Consider the following 14,244-nt stretch of genomic DNA (forward strand, 5'->3'; position numbering starts at 1 on the left):
CGGCGATCAGAAGCGGCCGACCGGCTCACGCACTCCGGCATTGCCGCGCGCTTTCAACTGCGCCTTCAGCTTCTCGGGCGGCGGGGCATAGAGGAACCCGAAGCTGACCGTGCCATGCTTGGTCTCGACCACATGGTGCAGCCGGTGCGCCTGGATGATCCGCTTCATATAGTTGGACTTGGGGATGTAGCGGGTGTTGAGCCGCTTGTGCACGATGATGTCGTGGAACCCGAAATAGATCGCGCCATAGGCCGCGATGCCCGCGCCGATCCACGCATAGCCGACCCACCAGCCCAGATGCACCCCGCCGAGCAGCAGCACGAACGACGGCACCGCAAAGATTGCGGCGTACAGGTCGTTCAGCTCCCAATTGCCGGACCGCGGCGAATGATGGCTTTTGTGCAGGAACCAGCCCGGCCCATGCATCAGCCAGCGATGCGCGACATAGGCAAAGCCCTCCATGAGAGCGACGGTAAGCAGGAACAGCGCGATGCCGATTGCGAGACTCATGCGCGCGATATAGCGATTGCACATGATCGATGCGAGACGCGTGATTCCCCTGATTGCGGCGCTGACCGCGCTGTCCGCCTGCGCCGTGCCGGAAGCGCGGCTGCGCACCGGTCTCACCAATGCCGGCCTGCCCAAACCGCTCGCTGCGTGCATGGCCGAACGCATGGTCGATCGCCTGAGTCTGGCCCAGCTGATGCGGATCGCCGACCTGCCCAAGGCGCGCGAGGCCGAGTCGCTCGACCGCTTCCTGCGCCGCGTCCGCGCGCTTGGCGATCCCGAAATCCTCGCCGTGGCGACCAGCTCGGCCGGATTATGCGCCAGCGGCCTTGCCAAAGAGGCGCGCTAAGCCGCTCGTTTCGCGGCGAACACCTCTCTTATTGCAATTGCGTCGCAATGCCGATGTCAAGCCATTTGATTCCGCCGCGCCCCTGTGCTTAAGCGGCGCGAATTTTGCCGCAACGCAAAGGGCGATCCCATGAACATTCACGAATATCAGGCCAAGGAACTGCTGGCGAAGTACGGCGCGCCGATCGCTGCCGGGCATGCCGCCTTCACCGTCGAAGAGGCGGTCGAAGCTGCCAAGAAGCTCCCCGGGCCGCTCTATGTCGTGAAGTCGCAAATCCACGCCGGCGGCCGCGGCAAGGGCAAGTTCAAGGAGCTCGCCCCCGAAGCCAAGGGCGGCGTCCGCCTCGCCTTCAGCCTCGACGAGGTTGAGGCGCATGCCAAGGACATGCTCGGCAACACGCTGGTGACGATCCAGACCGGCGAAGCGGGCAAGCAGGTCAACCGCCTCTACGTCACCGACGGCGCCGACATCGCCAAGGAATTCTACCTCGCGCTGCTCGTCGATCGCGCGACCAGCCGTGTTGCCTTCGTCGTGTCGACCGAAGGCGGCATGGACATCGAGGAAGTCGCCCACTCGACCCCTGAGAAGATCCACAGCTTCTCGGTCGATCCCGCGACCGGCTTCATGCCGCATCACGGCCGCACCGTTGCTGCCGCGCTCGGCCTGACCGGCGATCAGGCGAAGCAGGCGGCCAAGGTCGCTGCCTCGCTCTACGCCGCCTTCCTCGCGACCGACGCCGAGCAGATCGAGGTCAACCCGCTCGCGCTGACCGAGCAGGGCAACCTCCTCGTCCTCGACGCCAAGGTCGGTTTCGACGGCAACGCCATGTTCCGTCACAAGGACCTGATGGAACTGCGCGACACCACCGAAGAAGATCCGATGGAGCTCGAGGCGTCGAAGTACGACCTCGCCTACATCAAGCTCGACGGCGACATCGGCTGCATGGTCAACGGCGCGGGCCTGGCCATGGCGACGATGGACATCATCAAGCTCAACGGCATGTTCCCGGCCAACTTCCTCGACGTCGGCGGCGGCGCGAACAAGGAAAAGGTCACCGCCGCGTTCAAGATCATCCTCGCCGATCCGGCGGTGAAGGGCATCCTCGTCAACATCTTCGGCGGGATCATGAAGTGCGACATCATCGCCGAGGGCATCGTCGCCGCGGCGAAGGAAGTGAACCTGTCGGTCCCGCTGGTCGTCCGCCTCGAAGGCACCAATGTCGAGCAGGGCAAGGAGATCCTGGCGAACTCCGGTCTCGCCATCGTCCCGGCCAATGATCTGGGCGACGCAGCGAAGAAGATTGTGGCGGAGGTCCAGTCGGCTGCTTGATCGCGGCCCCTGGAACACCCATTGAAAGGGGGTCTGGCGCGTCATCCGCGTCGGGCCCCTTTTTCGTTTGCGCGGGTGACGCTACGGCAATCGTATGATTCCATACCGGACTTGCGAAAACGGCAAAAACCCTTCTAGGGACGAACGGACTCGAACCTTTAAAACGACGCGATTGGAGCGGAGGACGCGATGAAAGTGCTGGTGCCGGTCAAGCGTGTGCTTGACTATAACGTAAAGCCCCGCGTGAAGGCGGACGGGACGGGCGTGGATCTTGCCAACGTCAAGATGAGCATGAACCCGTTCGACGAAATCGCGGTCGAGGAAGCGATTCGCCTGAAGGAAAAGGGCGCGGCGACCGAGATCGTCGTGGTCTCGATCGGCGAGGCCAAGGCCCAGGAAACGCTGCGCACCGCGCTGGCGATGGGCGCCGACCGCGCGATCCTGATCACCGCCGAAGGTCCGGTCGAGCCGCTCGGCGTTGCCAAGCTGCTCGCCAAGGTCGCTGAGGAAGAGCAGCCCGGCCTGATCATCCTGGGCAAGCAGGCGATTGACGACGACAACAACCAGACCGGCCAGATGCTCGGCGCGCTGCTCGGCTGGGGCCAGGGCACCTTCGCCAGCAAGGTCGAAGTGTCGGGCGACAGCGTCGACGTGACCCGCGAAGTCGATGGCGGCCTCGAAACGGTGAAGCTCAACGTGCCCGCGATCGTCACCACCGATCTTCGCCTGAACGAGCCGCGCTACGCCTCGCTGCCCAACATCATGAAGGCAAAGAGCAAGCCGCTCGCGACCAAGACCCCGGCCGATTACGGCGTCGATGTGACGCCGCGCCTGTCGGTGGTGAAGGTCGAAGAGCCGGCCAAGCGCACCGCCGGCGTCAAGGTTGCGGATGTGGATGAGCTTGTCGGCAAGCTCAAGGCACTGGGAGTTGTGGCATGAGCGTTCTGGTCTGGGTCGAACATGACAATGCGTCGGTAAAGGACGCAACGCTCGCCGCCGTGACCGCTGCGGGCAAGCTGGGCGATGTTGTCGCGCTGGTCGCGGGCTCGGGCGCGCAGGCTGCCGCCGACGCCGCCGCAAAGATTGCGGGCGTGTCCAAGGTGCTGCTCGCCGACGACGCGGCCTATGCCAATGCGCTCGCCGAAAACGTGGCGCCGCTCGTTGCCGATCTGATGGCCGGCTATGACGCGTTCGTCGCGCCCGCCACCACCACCGGCAAGAATATCGCGCCGCGCGTCGCCGCGTTGCTCGACGTGATGCAGATCAGCGAAGTGATCGGGATTGAGGGCGACCAGTTCACCCGCCCGATCTATGCCGGCAACGCGATCGCCACCGTTACCTCGTCGGATGCCAAGAAGGTGCTGACCGTGCGCGGCACCGCCTTCGACAAGGCGGCGACCGAAGGCGGCTCCGCGAGCGTCGAAACCGTCTCGGGCACCGGTGACAAGGGCCTGTCGAGCTTCGTGAGCGCAGAGATCGCCAAGAGCGAGCGCCCCGAACTGACCAGCGCCAAGATCATCGTCTCGGGCGGCCGCGCGCTCGGCTCGGGCGAACAGTTCCACGCAATGATCGACCCGCTCGCCGACAAGCTCGGGGCCGCGGTCGGCGCCAGCCGCGCTGCGGTCGATGCGGGCTACGCCCCCAACGATTATCAGGTCGGCCAGACCGGCAAGATCGTCGCCCCCGAAGTCTATGTCGCGGTCGGCATCTCGGGCGCGATCCAGCACCTCGCCGGCATGAAGGACAGCAAGACGATCATCGCGATCAACAAGGACGAAGACGCCCCGATCTTCCAGGTCGCGGACATCGGCCTGGTCGGCGACCTGTTCAAGATCGTGCCCGAGTTGACCGAGAAGCTGTAAGCGGATCGGAGAAGTAGAATGAAGGCGTCGCTAGCCGAAAGGTTGGCGGCGCCTTTCGTTTGGCTCTTCGGCAATTTCTCCCCGAGCTTGTCTCGGGGAGGGGGACCGCCGCCGAAGGCGGTGGTGGAGGGGCCGCCGCGAAGACGGCGGGTACCAGCTCGGCAGAGTTTCGCTTTTTGCGGTGCGGGGCCTCCGTCATCGCTAAGCGCTGCGGCCTCTCATGCGGGGCAGGGGAGGCGTGAGATAGGCGCCCTTCCCGAATACAAGTAAGCCCCGTCGCATCGCTGCGGCGGGGCTCCCTGGACGATCCGTTCCACATGGGTTCGGATCGTCTAAATGCTCTTTCTCTCGATCAAGCGGGAAATTAACGCCCCCGCATCGCATTTGGTTCCACGCCCCGCGAAAAAATGGCGCGCCGCTCAGAACCCGCTCAAAAAGCTGGCCACATTCGCCCCCAGCGCGTCGATCGCATAGCCGCCTTCCATCACGATCGCGGTCGGCAGTCCGGCAGCCGCGATGTCCCGCCCCAGCACCGCATAGTCCGCCGTCTCCAGCGCGAACTGCGAAATCGGATCGCCGACAAAGGTATCCGCCCCGAAACTGACCAGCAGCAACTCCGCCCCCGACGCCGCGATCATCGCCAGCGCCCGCTCCTGCGCCCGCCGGAACGCATCGATCCGCGTTCCGCGCGGCAATGGCAGGTTGAGCGTCGCGCCTGCGCCGTCCCCTTCGCCAATCTCGTCGGCATGCCCCCAATAGAAGGGGAAGTCGGTCGCGGGGTCGGCATGGATCGATGCGAACACGACATCGCCGCGCTCCCAGAAAATGTCCTGCGTCCCGTTGCCGTGGTGATAGTCGATATCGAGGATCGCGACCCGCCCGACTCCCGCATCGCGCGCCGCCTGCGCCGCGACCGCGACATGGTTGAGGTAGCAATAGCCGCCCATATAGTCGGCCCCGGCATGATGCCCCGGCGGCCGCGACAGCGCGAACGCCGCGCGCTCTCCCGCCAGCACCGCATGCGTCGCCGCCAGCGCGCACTGCGTGCTGCGATAGGCCGCGTCCCAGCTCTGCGGCGTCAGCGGCGTGACCACGTCGATGCTGTACTGCCCGACCAGCGCGTCGATCCGGTCGAGCTTCAGTCCCGGTCGCCGCCGCGTCGGCCAGACATAGCCCATGACATCGCCCGGCCGTCCCGCCTCGGCCCAGCGCGCCGGGGCGGTCTTGAGGAAATCGACATAACCCGCGTCATGCACCGCGCGGATCGCTGCCTCGCCGCGATCCTGCGGCAGCTCGGTCGTGCCCAGCGTCGCCGCAATCGCCGCCGCCCGCGCGGGCGTTTCGGCATAGGGCACGAACGCGCCATTATGCAGCTCGCGCGCCGGGGCATGCGCGAGCTGGCCGGGATCGTAGAAACAGCGCATCAGCCGGTGCGGTCGGCGTCGCCGCTGCCACCTTCGCGCCAGCGCGGGGCGAAGCGCAGAATCGTATAGCCGAGCACCGCCGACAGGATCGATCCGCTCAGCACCCCGATCTTGACCTCGTCGACCAGCAACTCATTGCCGGGGAAGGCCAGCCCGCCGATGAACAGGCTCATCGTAAAGCCGATGCCGCACAGCATCGCGACCGCATAGAGCTGCAGCCAGGTCGCCCCGCCCGGAGGCGCGGCAAAGCGCAGCTTCGCGGCGAGCCAGATGCTTCCGAAAATGCCGAACTGCTTGCCCAGGAACAGGCCCGCGGCAATGCCCAGCGGCAGCGGTTCGAGCAGGATCGCCGGGCTCATGCCGGTCAGGCTCACACCGGCATTGGCAAAGCCGAACACCGGCACGATCAGATAGGCGACCCATGGGGCGAGTGCATGCTCGAGCTTGTGCAGCGGCGATTCGGCATCGTCGCACGCGCCCGGGCTGGTGGTGATCGGCACCATCATCGCGGTCAGCACGCCCGCGATGGTGGCATGGACGCCCGACATGAACACGAAATACCACAAGGCCGCGCCGAGCAGCAGATAGGGCCACAGCCGCTTCACCCCGCTGCGGTTGAGCACATACATCGTCGCCATCACCAGCGCGCCCATCGCCAGATACAGCGTCGACAGTTCGGCGGTATAGGCAATCGCGATGATCGCCACCGCGCCCATATCATCGACGATCGCCACCGTGGTCAGGAACAGCTTGAGCGAGGCGGGCGCGCGGCTGCCGAGCAGCGCCAGCACGCCGATGGCAAAGGCGATGTCGGTCGCTGCCGGAATCGCCCAGCCATTGACCAGCGGGCCATCCCACCCGGTGATGAAAAGATAGACCAGCGCCGGTCCCACCATCCCCGCCGCCGCCGCGACGATCGGAAGGCGACGATGCTCCCAGGTGGCGAGCTGTCCGTCGATGAACTCGCGCTTGATCTCCAGGCCCACGAACAGGAAGAAAATCGCCATCAGCGCATCGTTGATCCACAGATGCACGCTCATCGACCCGTATTTCGGGCTGATCACCGGCCCGGTATCGAGGTGCAGCAGGTGGAAATAGGCTTCGGAAATACCCGGCAGATTGGCGACCAGCATCGCCAGCGCCGCTGCCGCCATCAGGATGATGCCGCCCGCTGCCTCGCTCTGCAAAAAGGTGCGCAGCATCGATCGTCCTGCCTGGTTGTTCCGCGCGGCCATGAACTTCCCCTGTAAATTGCGGTTCCCGATCCTGCCTAACCGCTGGCGGCGCCCCGGCAAACCCCTTAGAGGCGCGGATATGAGCATCGCCTTGTTGAAGCCCGACAATCCGCTCGTCGCCTGGTGGCGCACGCGGGTGATCGCCACGGTCGATCATGTCGATGTCGTCGAAAAGGTGCGCGACGACGCGGGATTTACCGGCCGCTACGCCTTCATGACGCTCATGTCGGCGGGCATCGCGGTGCTCGGCCTGCTGCTATCGTCGCCGGCGGTGGTGATCGGCGCGATGCTGATCTCGCCGCTGATGGGGCCGATCATCGGCCTCGGTTTCGGCCTTGCGACGTTCGACTGGGACGAAATTCGCACGTCCGCCATCGCGGTCGCGCTCGGATTCGTGATCGCGATCCTGTTTACCGCGCTGCTCGTGCTCGTTTCGCCGATCCAGAATGTGACGGCGGAAATCGCCGCGCGCACCCGCCCAAACCTGTTCGACCTGCTCGTCGCGCTCTTCTCGGCGCTTGCCGGCGCCTATGCGATGATCCGCGGCCGGGCGGGCACGGTGGTGGGCGTCGCCATCGCCACCGCCCTGATGCCGCCGATCGCGGTGGTGGGCTTCGGCCTTGCGACGTGGAACTGGACCGTGTTCGCCGGGTCGCTGCTGCTGTTCCTGACCAACCTCATCACCATCGCGGTCGCCGCCGCCGTGGTCGCGCGCCTCTACGGCTTCGGCTCGCACCTCTCGCCCCAGCATACGATGCTGCAGACGGTCGTCGTCACCGTCGCGCTCGCGGCCTTTGCGATTCCGCTCGGGCTGGTGCTGGTTCAGCTCGGGTGGGAAGCCAACACCTCGCGCCAGATTCGCGACGTGATCAGCGGCGAGTTCGAAGGTGCCGCGCGGCTCAGCCAGGTCGAGATCGACTATGAAAGCGATCCCGTGCGGGTGACGGCCACCGTCCTGACCCCGCGTGTCAGCGAGGATGTCGAACGCCGCGCCGCCGGGGTGCTCGCGCAACTGGTCGGCCGCCCGGTCGCGGTCGAGCTCGAACAGATCCGCGTCGGCACCGGCGCCCAGGCCGAAGCCGCTCAGGTCGCCGCGGCGCAAGCCTCCAGCGCCAGCGCCGCCAACCGCCTCGCCGCGCGCGCGCAGGAACAGCTCGCGCTGATCGCCGGGGTCAAGCCCGACGCGGTGCTGCTCGACCGCGACAATCGCCGCGCGGTGGTCAACGCCGCCCCGCTGCCCGGCGCCAACCTCGCCGCCTATCGCGCGCTCGAAACCCGCGTCGCCGCCGGGGTGCAGGGCTGGACCGTCATGCTGGTCCCGCCCGTCGCCGCGCTCCCCGACATCGCGGTCGCGGACGACACGCCCGACGCCGAAGCGCTCGCGACGGCAATCTGGGCGGCCCAGCGGATCAAGCTTCCGATCGGCATATCGGGCAATGGCGCGCAAATCGTGGCCGACGCGCTCAGCGAAGCCGGCGTCGACGCCCGCGTCACCGGCAACGGCACCGCCCCGGCCCGCCTGCGCTGGCTCGCGCCGGAAGAGGCGAACTAAAAATCCTCCCCGGAACGGGGAGGGGGACCGCCGCCGAAGGCGGTGGTGGAGGGGGCCCGAGGCAAGCGGCTCGCTTCATGGATGGCCCCCTCCGTCAGCGCTACGCGCTGCCACCTCCCCGTTCCGGGGAGGATTATCAAACCTTCGCCAACGCCTCGGCGATCAGCTTCCGGCTGTTCTCCACGCCATACAGCGCGATGAAGCTCCCCATGCGCGGCCCCTGCGAGCTGCCCAGCAACGTCTCGTACAGCGCCTTGAACCAGTCGCGCAACGCTTCCTTGCCGAACCGCGCCTTGCCGATCTCATAGACGATATTCTGCAGATCCTCCGCCGACGCATCGGCAGCCGCACCAGCGAGCAACCGGTCCAGATCCTGCAGCGCTGCGACCTCGATCCCCTCGGGCGCACGCCGTACCGGCTTCTCCGCCACGTCGCGGACATAGGCGATCGCATAGCCGATCAGCGCATCCAGCGCGGGCCAGTTTTCCGGCGTCGCATCCGGCACATAGTTGCCGAGATAGCCCCACACCTGCTCGACCGTCGGCTCGCGCAGGACGCCGGCCAGGTTGAGCAGCAGCCCGAACGTGACCGGCAGCGTCTCGGCCGGCGGCGGGCCGTTATGGATATGGTGCACCGGATTGCCCAGTCGCTGCTCGACCGGCTGCTCGGCATAGGCGGCGCGGAACTGCCAATAATCGTCCACCGCGCGCGGGATCAGCCCCAGGTGCAGCGCCTTGGCCTTTTTCGGTTCGCGATAGATGTAGAAGGCGAGCGACTCGTCGGGGCCGTAGGTCAGCCACTGCTCGATCGACAGGCCGTTGCCCTTGGTCTTCGAAATCTTCTCGCCCTTGGCGTCGAGGAACAGCTCGTAGTTGAACCCCTCGGGCGGCCGTCCGCCCAGCACGCGCGCGATTCGGCCCGATTGCGTCACCGAATCGATCAGGTCCTTGCCCGCCATCTCGTAATCGACGCCCAGCGCGACCCAGCGCATCGCCCAATCGGCCTTCCACTGCAGCTTGGACTTGCCGCCGAAGATGCTCTGCTCGATCCGCTCGCCGTCGCTGTCGGTGAACGCGATCATGCCCGTCTCGGGATCCAGCACCTCGATCGGCACCTGCAACACGATCCCCGTCTTCGGGCTGATCGGCAGCACCGGGGAATAGGTCGCCTGCCGCTCCGCCCGCAGCGTCGGCAGCATCACGTCCATGATGCCCTGATAGTTGCGCAGCACCAGGCGCAGCGCATCGTCGAACTTGCCCGATCCGTAATAATCGGTCGACGAGGCAAACTCATACTCGAACCCGAACCGGTCGAGAAAGTCGCGCAGCATCGCGTTATTGTGGTGCGCGAAGCTCTCGAACTTGCCGAACGGGTCGGGCACCTTGGTCAGCGGGTGGCCGATATATTGCGCCAGCATGTCGCCATTCGGCACATTGTCCGGCACCTTGCGCAGCCCGTCCATATCGTCGCTGAACGCGATCAGCCGCGTCGGCTGGTCCGACAGCGTCTCGAACGCGCGCCGCACCATCGTCGTGCGCAGCACCTCATTGAACGTCCCGATATGCGGCAGCCCCGACGGGCCATAGCCGGTCTCGAACAGCACCGGCGCGCCGCCGGGCTTCCCCTCCGGATAGCGCTTAAGCAGCTTGCGCGCCTCTTCATAGGGCCATGCCTTGGAGGTGAGCGCGGCGTCGCGGAGAGCGGTGTCGGTCATTGGTGTCTGTCTATCTGAAGGCAAAGCCTGCGGGTGCGCGATGGCGCGCCGATTTGCAACCTACCAATTCCTCCCCCAGCTTGCTGGGGGAGGGGGACCGCCGCCGAAGGCGGTGGTGGAGGGGCCGCCCCGCAGAGGGCGGCGTTTTGTCGTGCTGTTCACGGCCGTCTGCGCGGTCGCCCCTCCGGCAGCTACGCTGCCACCTCCCCTGCGGGGCAGGGGCGGAATTGGCGCGGCATAAGGTGCAACTACTCAATCCTCCCCCGCCAGGGGGAGGTGGCGCCGAAGGCGACGGAGGGGGAGGACGGCTGCACCTTTGAGCCTCTTGCCGACATGCTTCCTCCCCCTCCGTCACGCTACGCGTGCCACCTCCCCCTGGCGGGGGAGGATTAGTGACGCATTCCCGCTGGCATTTCCCCACCGCTGTTGATAATCGCTCGCAACATGACCGACTCCCTCGCGCGCAGCCCGCGCAACGTCCCGTCCACCGTCGCCTCGATCGACTGGTCCGCGCTCGCCCCGCACGAAGTGCGCCGCCTGCGTGAATTCGGGCTGGACGAGGGGGTCGAGGTCGAACTGATCCGCCCGGTCGGCTGGTTCGGCGGCCCCGCCGCGGTGCGCATCGGGCGCATGACGGTCGCGCTGCGCCGCCATGTCGTTCACGCGATCCATCTCAAGGCACCCGCAGCATGAATGCGCAACCGCTCGTCGCCCTGGTCGGCAACCCCAATGCCGGCAAGACCGCCCTGTTCAACGCGCTCACCGGCGCGCGGCAAAAGGTCGGCAATTATCCCGGCGTCACGGTCGAGCGCCATTCGGGCCGCCTCGCGCTCAACGATGGCCGCCCGGTCGAGCTGGTCGATTTGCCCGGGACCTACAGCCTCGATCCGTCCAGCCCCGACGAAGCCGTCACCCGCGACGTCGTGCTCGGCAAGCAGGAAGGCGAACGCCTCCCCGACGCGCTGATCGTCGTCGCCGACGCCTCCAACCTCGAAAATCATCTCCGCTTCGTGCTTCAGCTGCGTCAGCTCGGCCGCCCGATGGTGGTCGCGCTCAACATGATCGACATGGCGACGCGCGACGGCCTGACGATCGACGCCGATGCGCTGTCGGCGGAGCTCGGCGTCCCGGTCGTCACCACCGTCGCGGTGCGCAAGCGCGGCCTCGACGACCTCCGCGCCGCACTCGACGGCGTGCTCCGCGCCAGCCGTCCCGCCGCCCCCGCTACCCCCGACGCGGATATCACCCATTTCCAGCGCGACGCCCGCCGCATCGCCGCGCTCGCGATCACCGATCAACCGCGCAGCCGCGCCTTCACCCGCGCCGTCGACAATGTCGTCCTCCACCCGGTTGCGGGCTGGGTCATCCTGCTCGCTTTGTTCTTCGTCATGTTCCAGGCGGTGTACAGCTGGTCCGAAGCCCCGATCGGCTGGATCGAGGGCACACAGGAATGGCTCGGCGCGCATGCCCAGGCCAGCCTGCCCAGCGGCTTCATCGGCGATCTGGTGGTTCAGGGGATCATCGCCGGCGTCGGATCGGTGGTGGTGTTCCTGCCCCAGATCCTGATCCTGTTCTTCTTCATCCTGCTGCTCGAAGCGACCGGTTACATGGTCCGCGCCGCCTTCCTGATGGACCGCCTGATGTCGCTGGTCGGCCTGTCGGGCCGCGCGTTCATCCCGTTGCTCTCGTCCTTCGCCTGCGCGATTCCCGGCATCATGGCCGCGCGCTCGATCGACGATCCGAAGGAGCGGCTGACCACGATCCTGATCGCCCCGCTGATGACCTGCTCGGCGCGTCTGCCGGTCTATATGCTGATCATCGGCGCCTTCATCCCGGCGCGCGACGTCGCGCCGGGGGTCGGCTTGCAGGGGCTGGTGCTGTTCGGCCTCTATGTCTTCGGCATCGTCGGCGCGATCCTCGCCGCCTTCGTGCTGCGCCTGACCGCGACACGCGGCAAGAGCGGCGGCTTCATGATGGAAATGCCGCGCTACCAGCTCCCCTCGCTCCGCGACCTGCTGATCGGGCTTTGGCAAAGAGCCTATGTCTTCCTGCGCCGCGCCGGCACGATCATCATGGGCGTCACCGTCGCGCTCTGGCTGCTCGCCTCCTATCCGGTCGCGCCAGAGGGCGTGAAGCAGAGCGAATATTCGGTCGCCGGCCGCATCGCATCGGGCCTTGAAGTCGTCCTCGCCCCGATCGGCTTCAACCACGAAATGAGCCTCGCGGTGATCCCCGCCATGGCCGCGCGCGAAGTCGCCGTCTCCGCGCTCCAGACCGTTTACGCGATCGACGCCCCGGACGAGGAAACCGGGGCCGCCGCACTCGGCGAAAAGCTGGCACAGGGCTGGCCGCTCCCCACCGCGCTCGCCTTCCTCGCCTGGTTCGTCTTCGCCCCGCAATGCCTCTCGACCATCGCCGTCGCTCGGCGCGAAACCAATGGCTGGAAATGGCCGATCGTGATGATCGTCTATCTGTTCGCCGCGGCCTATGCGGCGGCGGGGCTGACCTATTGGACGGCGAAGGGGTTGGGGCTTTAGGGTGGGGGGTCAATTGGGGCAGCTAACCCTCATTGATTTCCTGAAAGCTGCCGGTCGGCTAACGACCCCATTGCGGTCATTGTTCGAAAAGGCCACGAATGGCATCAAAGTGGCGAGGTGAGCATGCGCGGATCGGGCAGGATCGTTGAAGGCGTGACCCTCGCGGTCTTTGCCGTTGCGCTTTTGGCAGCTTTCGCGTTCGGTATCGCTTGGGTGGGTAACCCGTTGGCGGTGATAGGGTCGGCTGGGGTCATTGAGACGGCGTTGGTGTGCGTGTTGCTCGCGGCCCCTTTGCTGTTGGCCTGCGCGTGTCTGTTCGGCCTAATCCAGATATTCAAAGGCACGATGCCCTGACGAGTTGGTTGGTGGCTCTTCGCGTGATGGCAGCTAACCACCCAATTCGCGACGTTGCGCCGCTCGATCAGGCGGCTTGAAACCAGACATTCGGCGAAGGCCGAGATTTGCCCACGCGGCATTGTCGATCCGCGCCTTGCACCTCGCGAAAAGCGACACCCCAAACCGGACGAATGGCGCGTAAACCCGCGACATGTTCGCTTTGCCAAATCCGCCGCGCCCCCCGAAGCTGCCGGATTCGGTCCGTCTAGTCTTTCGCGACCGCCAATAAGTCGCTGAAAGAGCGGGATAATGCCGAACATGTTCCCTACATGTTCTCATTCTGCTATGCCCTGACGATGGGCAGGCCAAAGTCGAACCTCACTCCCGCCGCGCACCGTCCAGATTTTCGGAAATCCGGGCGCGCTCGGCGTCGTCCGCCGCTTTCTGCGCCTTGGTGCGCCCGAATTTGGCGCGGTTCTCCACAGCCTTTGCGGTGGCCTGCGCCTTCGCGCGTGCCTTTCGCGCCTTGTTGAGGTTAAGGATATCGGCCATTCGTCTCTCGATATCGAATTAGCAGCGGAGTTTCCATGGCGGGCAGCGTCAACAAGGTCATCCTGGTCGGCAATCTCGGGCGCGATCCCGAAAGCCGGACCTTTTCCAACGGCGGCAAGGTGGTCGAACTGCGCGTCGCCACTTCCGAATCATGGAAGGACCGCAACAGCGGCGAGAAGAAGGAGCGCACCGAATGGCACACGGTCAAGCTCTTCTCCGAGGGGCTCGCCAACGTCGCCGAACGCTATCTGCGCAAGGGGTCCAAAGTCTATCTCGAGGGTCAGCTGCAGACCCGTAAATGGCAGGACCAGCAGGGCCAGGACCGCTATTCGACCGAAATCGTGCTGCAGGGCTTCGATGCCAAGCTGGTGATGCTCGACGGTCCCGGCGGCGGCCAGGGTGGCGGCATGGGCGGCGGCGGTGGCCGCGGCGCGGATGACTGGGGCGGCGGCGACAGCTTTGCCGGCCAGTCGAGCAATCGCGGCGGCGGCTATGGCGGTGGCGGTTCGGGTGGCGGCTTCGGCGGCGGCAGCCGTGGTGGCAGCAGCGGCGGCAATGCCGGCGGCGGCTTCCCCGACGATCTCGACGACGACGTGCCGTTCTGATCTGTGGCGCGGCGCCGGCCCGCTCCCGCAACGGGGGTGCGGGCCGGTACCGGACCCGGCACGGGGTCATCCCCCTAAGGGGTTAATTCTACTAGATTTTTCAAGAAATGGTGCGGTCGAGAAGACTCGAACTTCCACGGCCTTTCGGCCACAACGACCTCAACGTTGCGCGTCTACCAGTTCCGCCACGACCGCACTGATTTCGCCCACCCGATGAACCGGGTGGCTGGTAAGGCAGCGGC

14 protein-coding genes and 1 tRNA gene are annotated in these 14,244 nt (G+C 66.1%); 8 read left to right on the top strand and 7 right to left on the bottom strand.

Annotated features, from left to right (window positions below):
- Window positions 1–6: 6 nt before the first annotated feature.
- Window positions 7–510: a sterol desaturase family protein gene (locus J2Y54_RS10330; protein ID WP_310039352.1), complete on the bottom strand. Its 504-nt coding sequence runs from the start codon at window positions 508–510 to the stop codon at window positions 7–9.
- A 22-nt stretch (window positions 511–532) separates the two neighbouring features.
- On the opposite strand from J2Y54_RS10330, the gene J2Y54_RS10335 reads away from it, so the two are divergent.
- From J2Y54_RS10335 to J2Y54_RS10350, 4 genes are all read left to right on the top strand, one after another.
- Window positions 533–856, top strand: coding sequence for a hypothetical protein (locus J2Y54_RS10335; RefSeq protein ID WP_310039353.1), 324 nt, complete (start codon window positions 533–535; stop codon window positions 854–856).
- A 129-nt stretch (window positions 857–985) separates the two neighbouring features.
- Complete coding sequence (sucC, locus tag J2Y54_RS10340) at window positions 986–2,185, top strand: ADP-forming succinate--CoA ligase subunit beta (RefSeq protein ID WP_310039355.1); 1,200 nt, start codon at window positions 986–988, stop codon at window positions 2,183–2,185.
- Window positions 2,186–2,374: 189 nt separating this feature from the next.
- Complete coding sequence (locus J2Y54_RS10345; protein WP_310039356.1) at window positions 2,375–3,124, top strand: electron transfer flavoprotein subunit beta/FixA family protein; 750 nt, start codon at window positions 2,375–2,377, stop codon at window positions 3,122–3,124.
- Complete coding sequence (locus J2Y54_RS10350) at window positions 3,121–4,047, top strand: electron transfer flavoprotein subunit alpha/FixB family protein (RefSeq protein WP_310039357.1); 927 nt, start codon at window positions 3,121–3,123, stop codon at window positions 4,045–4,047. The genes J2Y54_RS10345 and J2Y54_RS10350 overlap by 4 nt, the downstream gene beginning before the upstream one ends.
- Before the next feature lie 419 nt (window positions 4,048–4,466).
- Here J2Y54_RS10350 and J2Y54_RS10355 read toward each other — a convergent pair whose 3' ends face one another.
- The gene (locus tag J2Y54_RS10355) at window positions 4,467–5,471 is read right to left on the bottom strand and encodes a histone deacetylase family protein (RefSeq protein WP_310039358.1); all 1,005 of its coding nucleotides are present in this window, start codon (window positions 5,469–5,471) and stop codon (window positions 4,467–4,469) included.
- Window positions 5,471–6,706, bottom strand: coding sequence for a Na+/H+ antiporter NhaA (gene nhaA / locus J2Y54_RS10360; RefSeq protein WP_310039359.1), 1,236 nt, complete (start codon window positions 6,704–6,706; stop codon window positions 5,471–5,473). The genes J2Y54_RS10355 and nhaA overlap by 1 nt, the downstream gene beginning before the upstream one ends.
- Before the next feature lie 79 nt (window positions 6,707–6,785).
- On the opposite strand from nhaA, the gene J2Y54_RS10365 reads away from it, so the two are divergent.
- Window positions 6,786–8,258 carry a DUF389 domain-containing protein gene (locus J2Y54_RS10365; RefSeq protein ID WP_310039360.1) on the top strand — a complete coding sequence of 491 codons (1,473 nt, stop codon included), beginning with the start codon at window positions 6,786–6,788 and terminating at the stop codon, window positions 8,256–8,258.
- A 136-nt stretch (window positions 8,259–8,394) separates the two neighbouring features.
- Here the strand turns inward: J2Y54_RS10365 and J2Y54_RS10370 are convergent, their stop codons facing one another.
- Window positions 8,395–9,972, bottom strand: coding sequence for a lysine--tRNA ligase (locus tag J2Y54_RS10370; protein ID WP_310039362.1), 1,578 nt, complete (start codon window positions 9,970–9,972; stop codon window positions 8,395–8,397).
- Window positions 9,973–10,416: 444 nt separating this feature from the next.
- On the opposite strand from J2Y54_RS10370, the gene J2Y54_RS10375 reads away from it, so the two are divergent.
- Together J2Y54_RS10375 and J2Y54_RS10380 are read left to right on the top strand one after the other, a co-directional pair.
- Complete coding sequence (locus J2Y54_RS10375) at window positions 10,417–10,665, top strand: FeoA family protein (protein ID WP_310039364.1); 249 nt, start codon at window positions 10,417–10,419, stop codon at window positions 10,663–10,665.
- Window positions 10,662–12,509, top strand: coding sequence for a ferrous iron transporter B (locus tag J2Y54_RS10380; RefSeq protein WP_310039366.1), 1,848 nt, complete (start codon window positions 10,662–10,664; stop codon window positions 12,507–12,509). The genes J2Y54_RS10375 and J2Y54_RS10380 overlap by 4 nt, the downstream gene beginning before the upstream one ends.
- 104 nt (window positions 12,510–12,613) lie before the next feature.
- On the opposite strand, the gene J2Y54_RS10385 is transcribed toward J2Y54_RS10380, so the two are convergent.
- Both J2Y54_RS10385 and J2Y54_RS10390 read right to left on the bottom strand, forming a co-directional pair.
- Window positions 12,614–12,985: a hypothetical protein gene (locus J2Y54_RS10385; protein WP_310039369.1), complete on the bottom strand. Its 372-nt coding sequence runs from the start codon at window positions 12,983–12,985 to the stop codon at window positions 12,614–12,616.
- A 238-nt stretch (window positions 12,986–13,223) separates the two neighbouring features.
- Entirely contained in the window at window positions 13,224–13,397 is a 174-nt protein-coding gene (locus tag J2Y54_RS10390; RefSeq protein ID WP_310039371.1) for a DUF4169 family protein, read from the bottom strand.
- 35 nt (window positions 13,398–13,432) lie between these two features.
- Here J2Y54_RS10390 and ssb point away from each other — a divergent pair, with 35 nt between their 5' ends.
- On the top strand, window positions 13,433–14,002 hold the full coding sequence (gene ssb / locus J2Y54_RS10395) for a single-stranded DNA-binding protein (RefSeq protein ID WP_310039372.1): 570 nt from the start codon (window positions 13,433–13,435) through the stop codon (window positions 14,000–14,002).
- Between the two features lie 108 nt (window positions 14,003–14,110).
- Here the strand turns inward: ssb and J2Y54_RS10400 are convergent.
- Window positions 14,111–14,197: transfer RNA gene (locus J2Y54_RS10400), tRNA-Leu, on the bottom strand.
- Window positions 14,198–14,244: the final 47 nt, after the last annotated feature.

The organism is Sphingomonas sp. BE123 (assembly GCF_031456015.1).
GTDB lineage: Bacteria > Pseudomonadota > Alphaproteobacteria > Sphingomonadales > Sphingomonadaceae > Sphingomonas.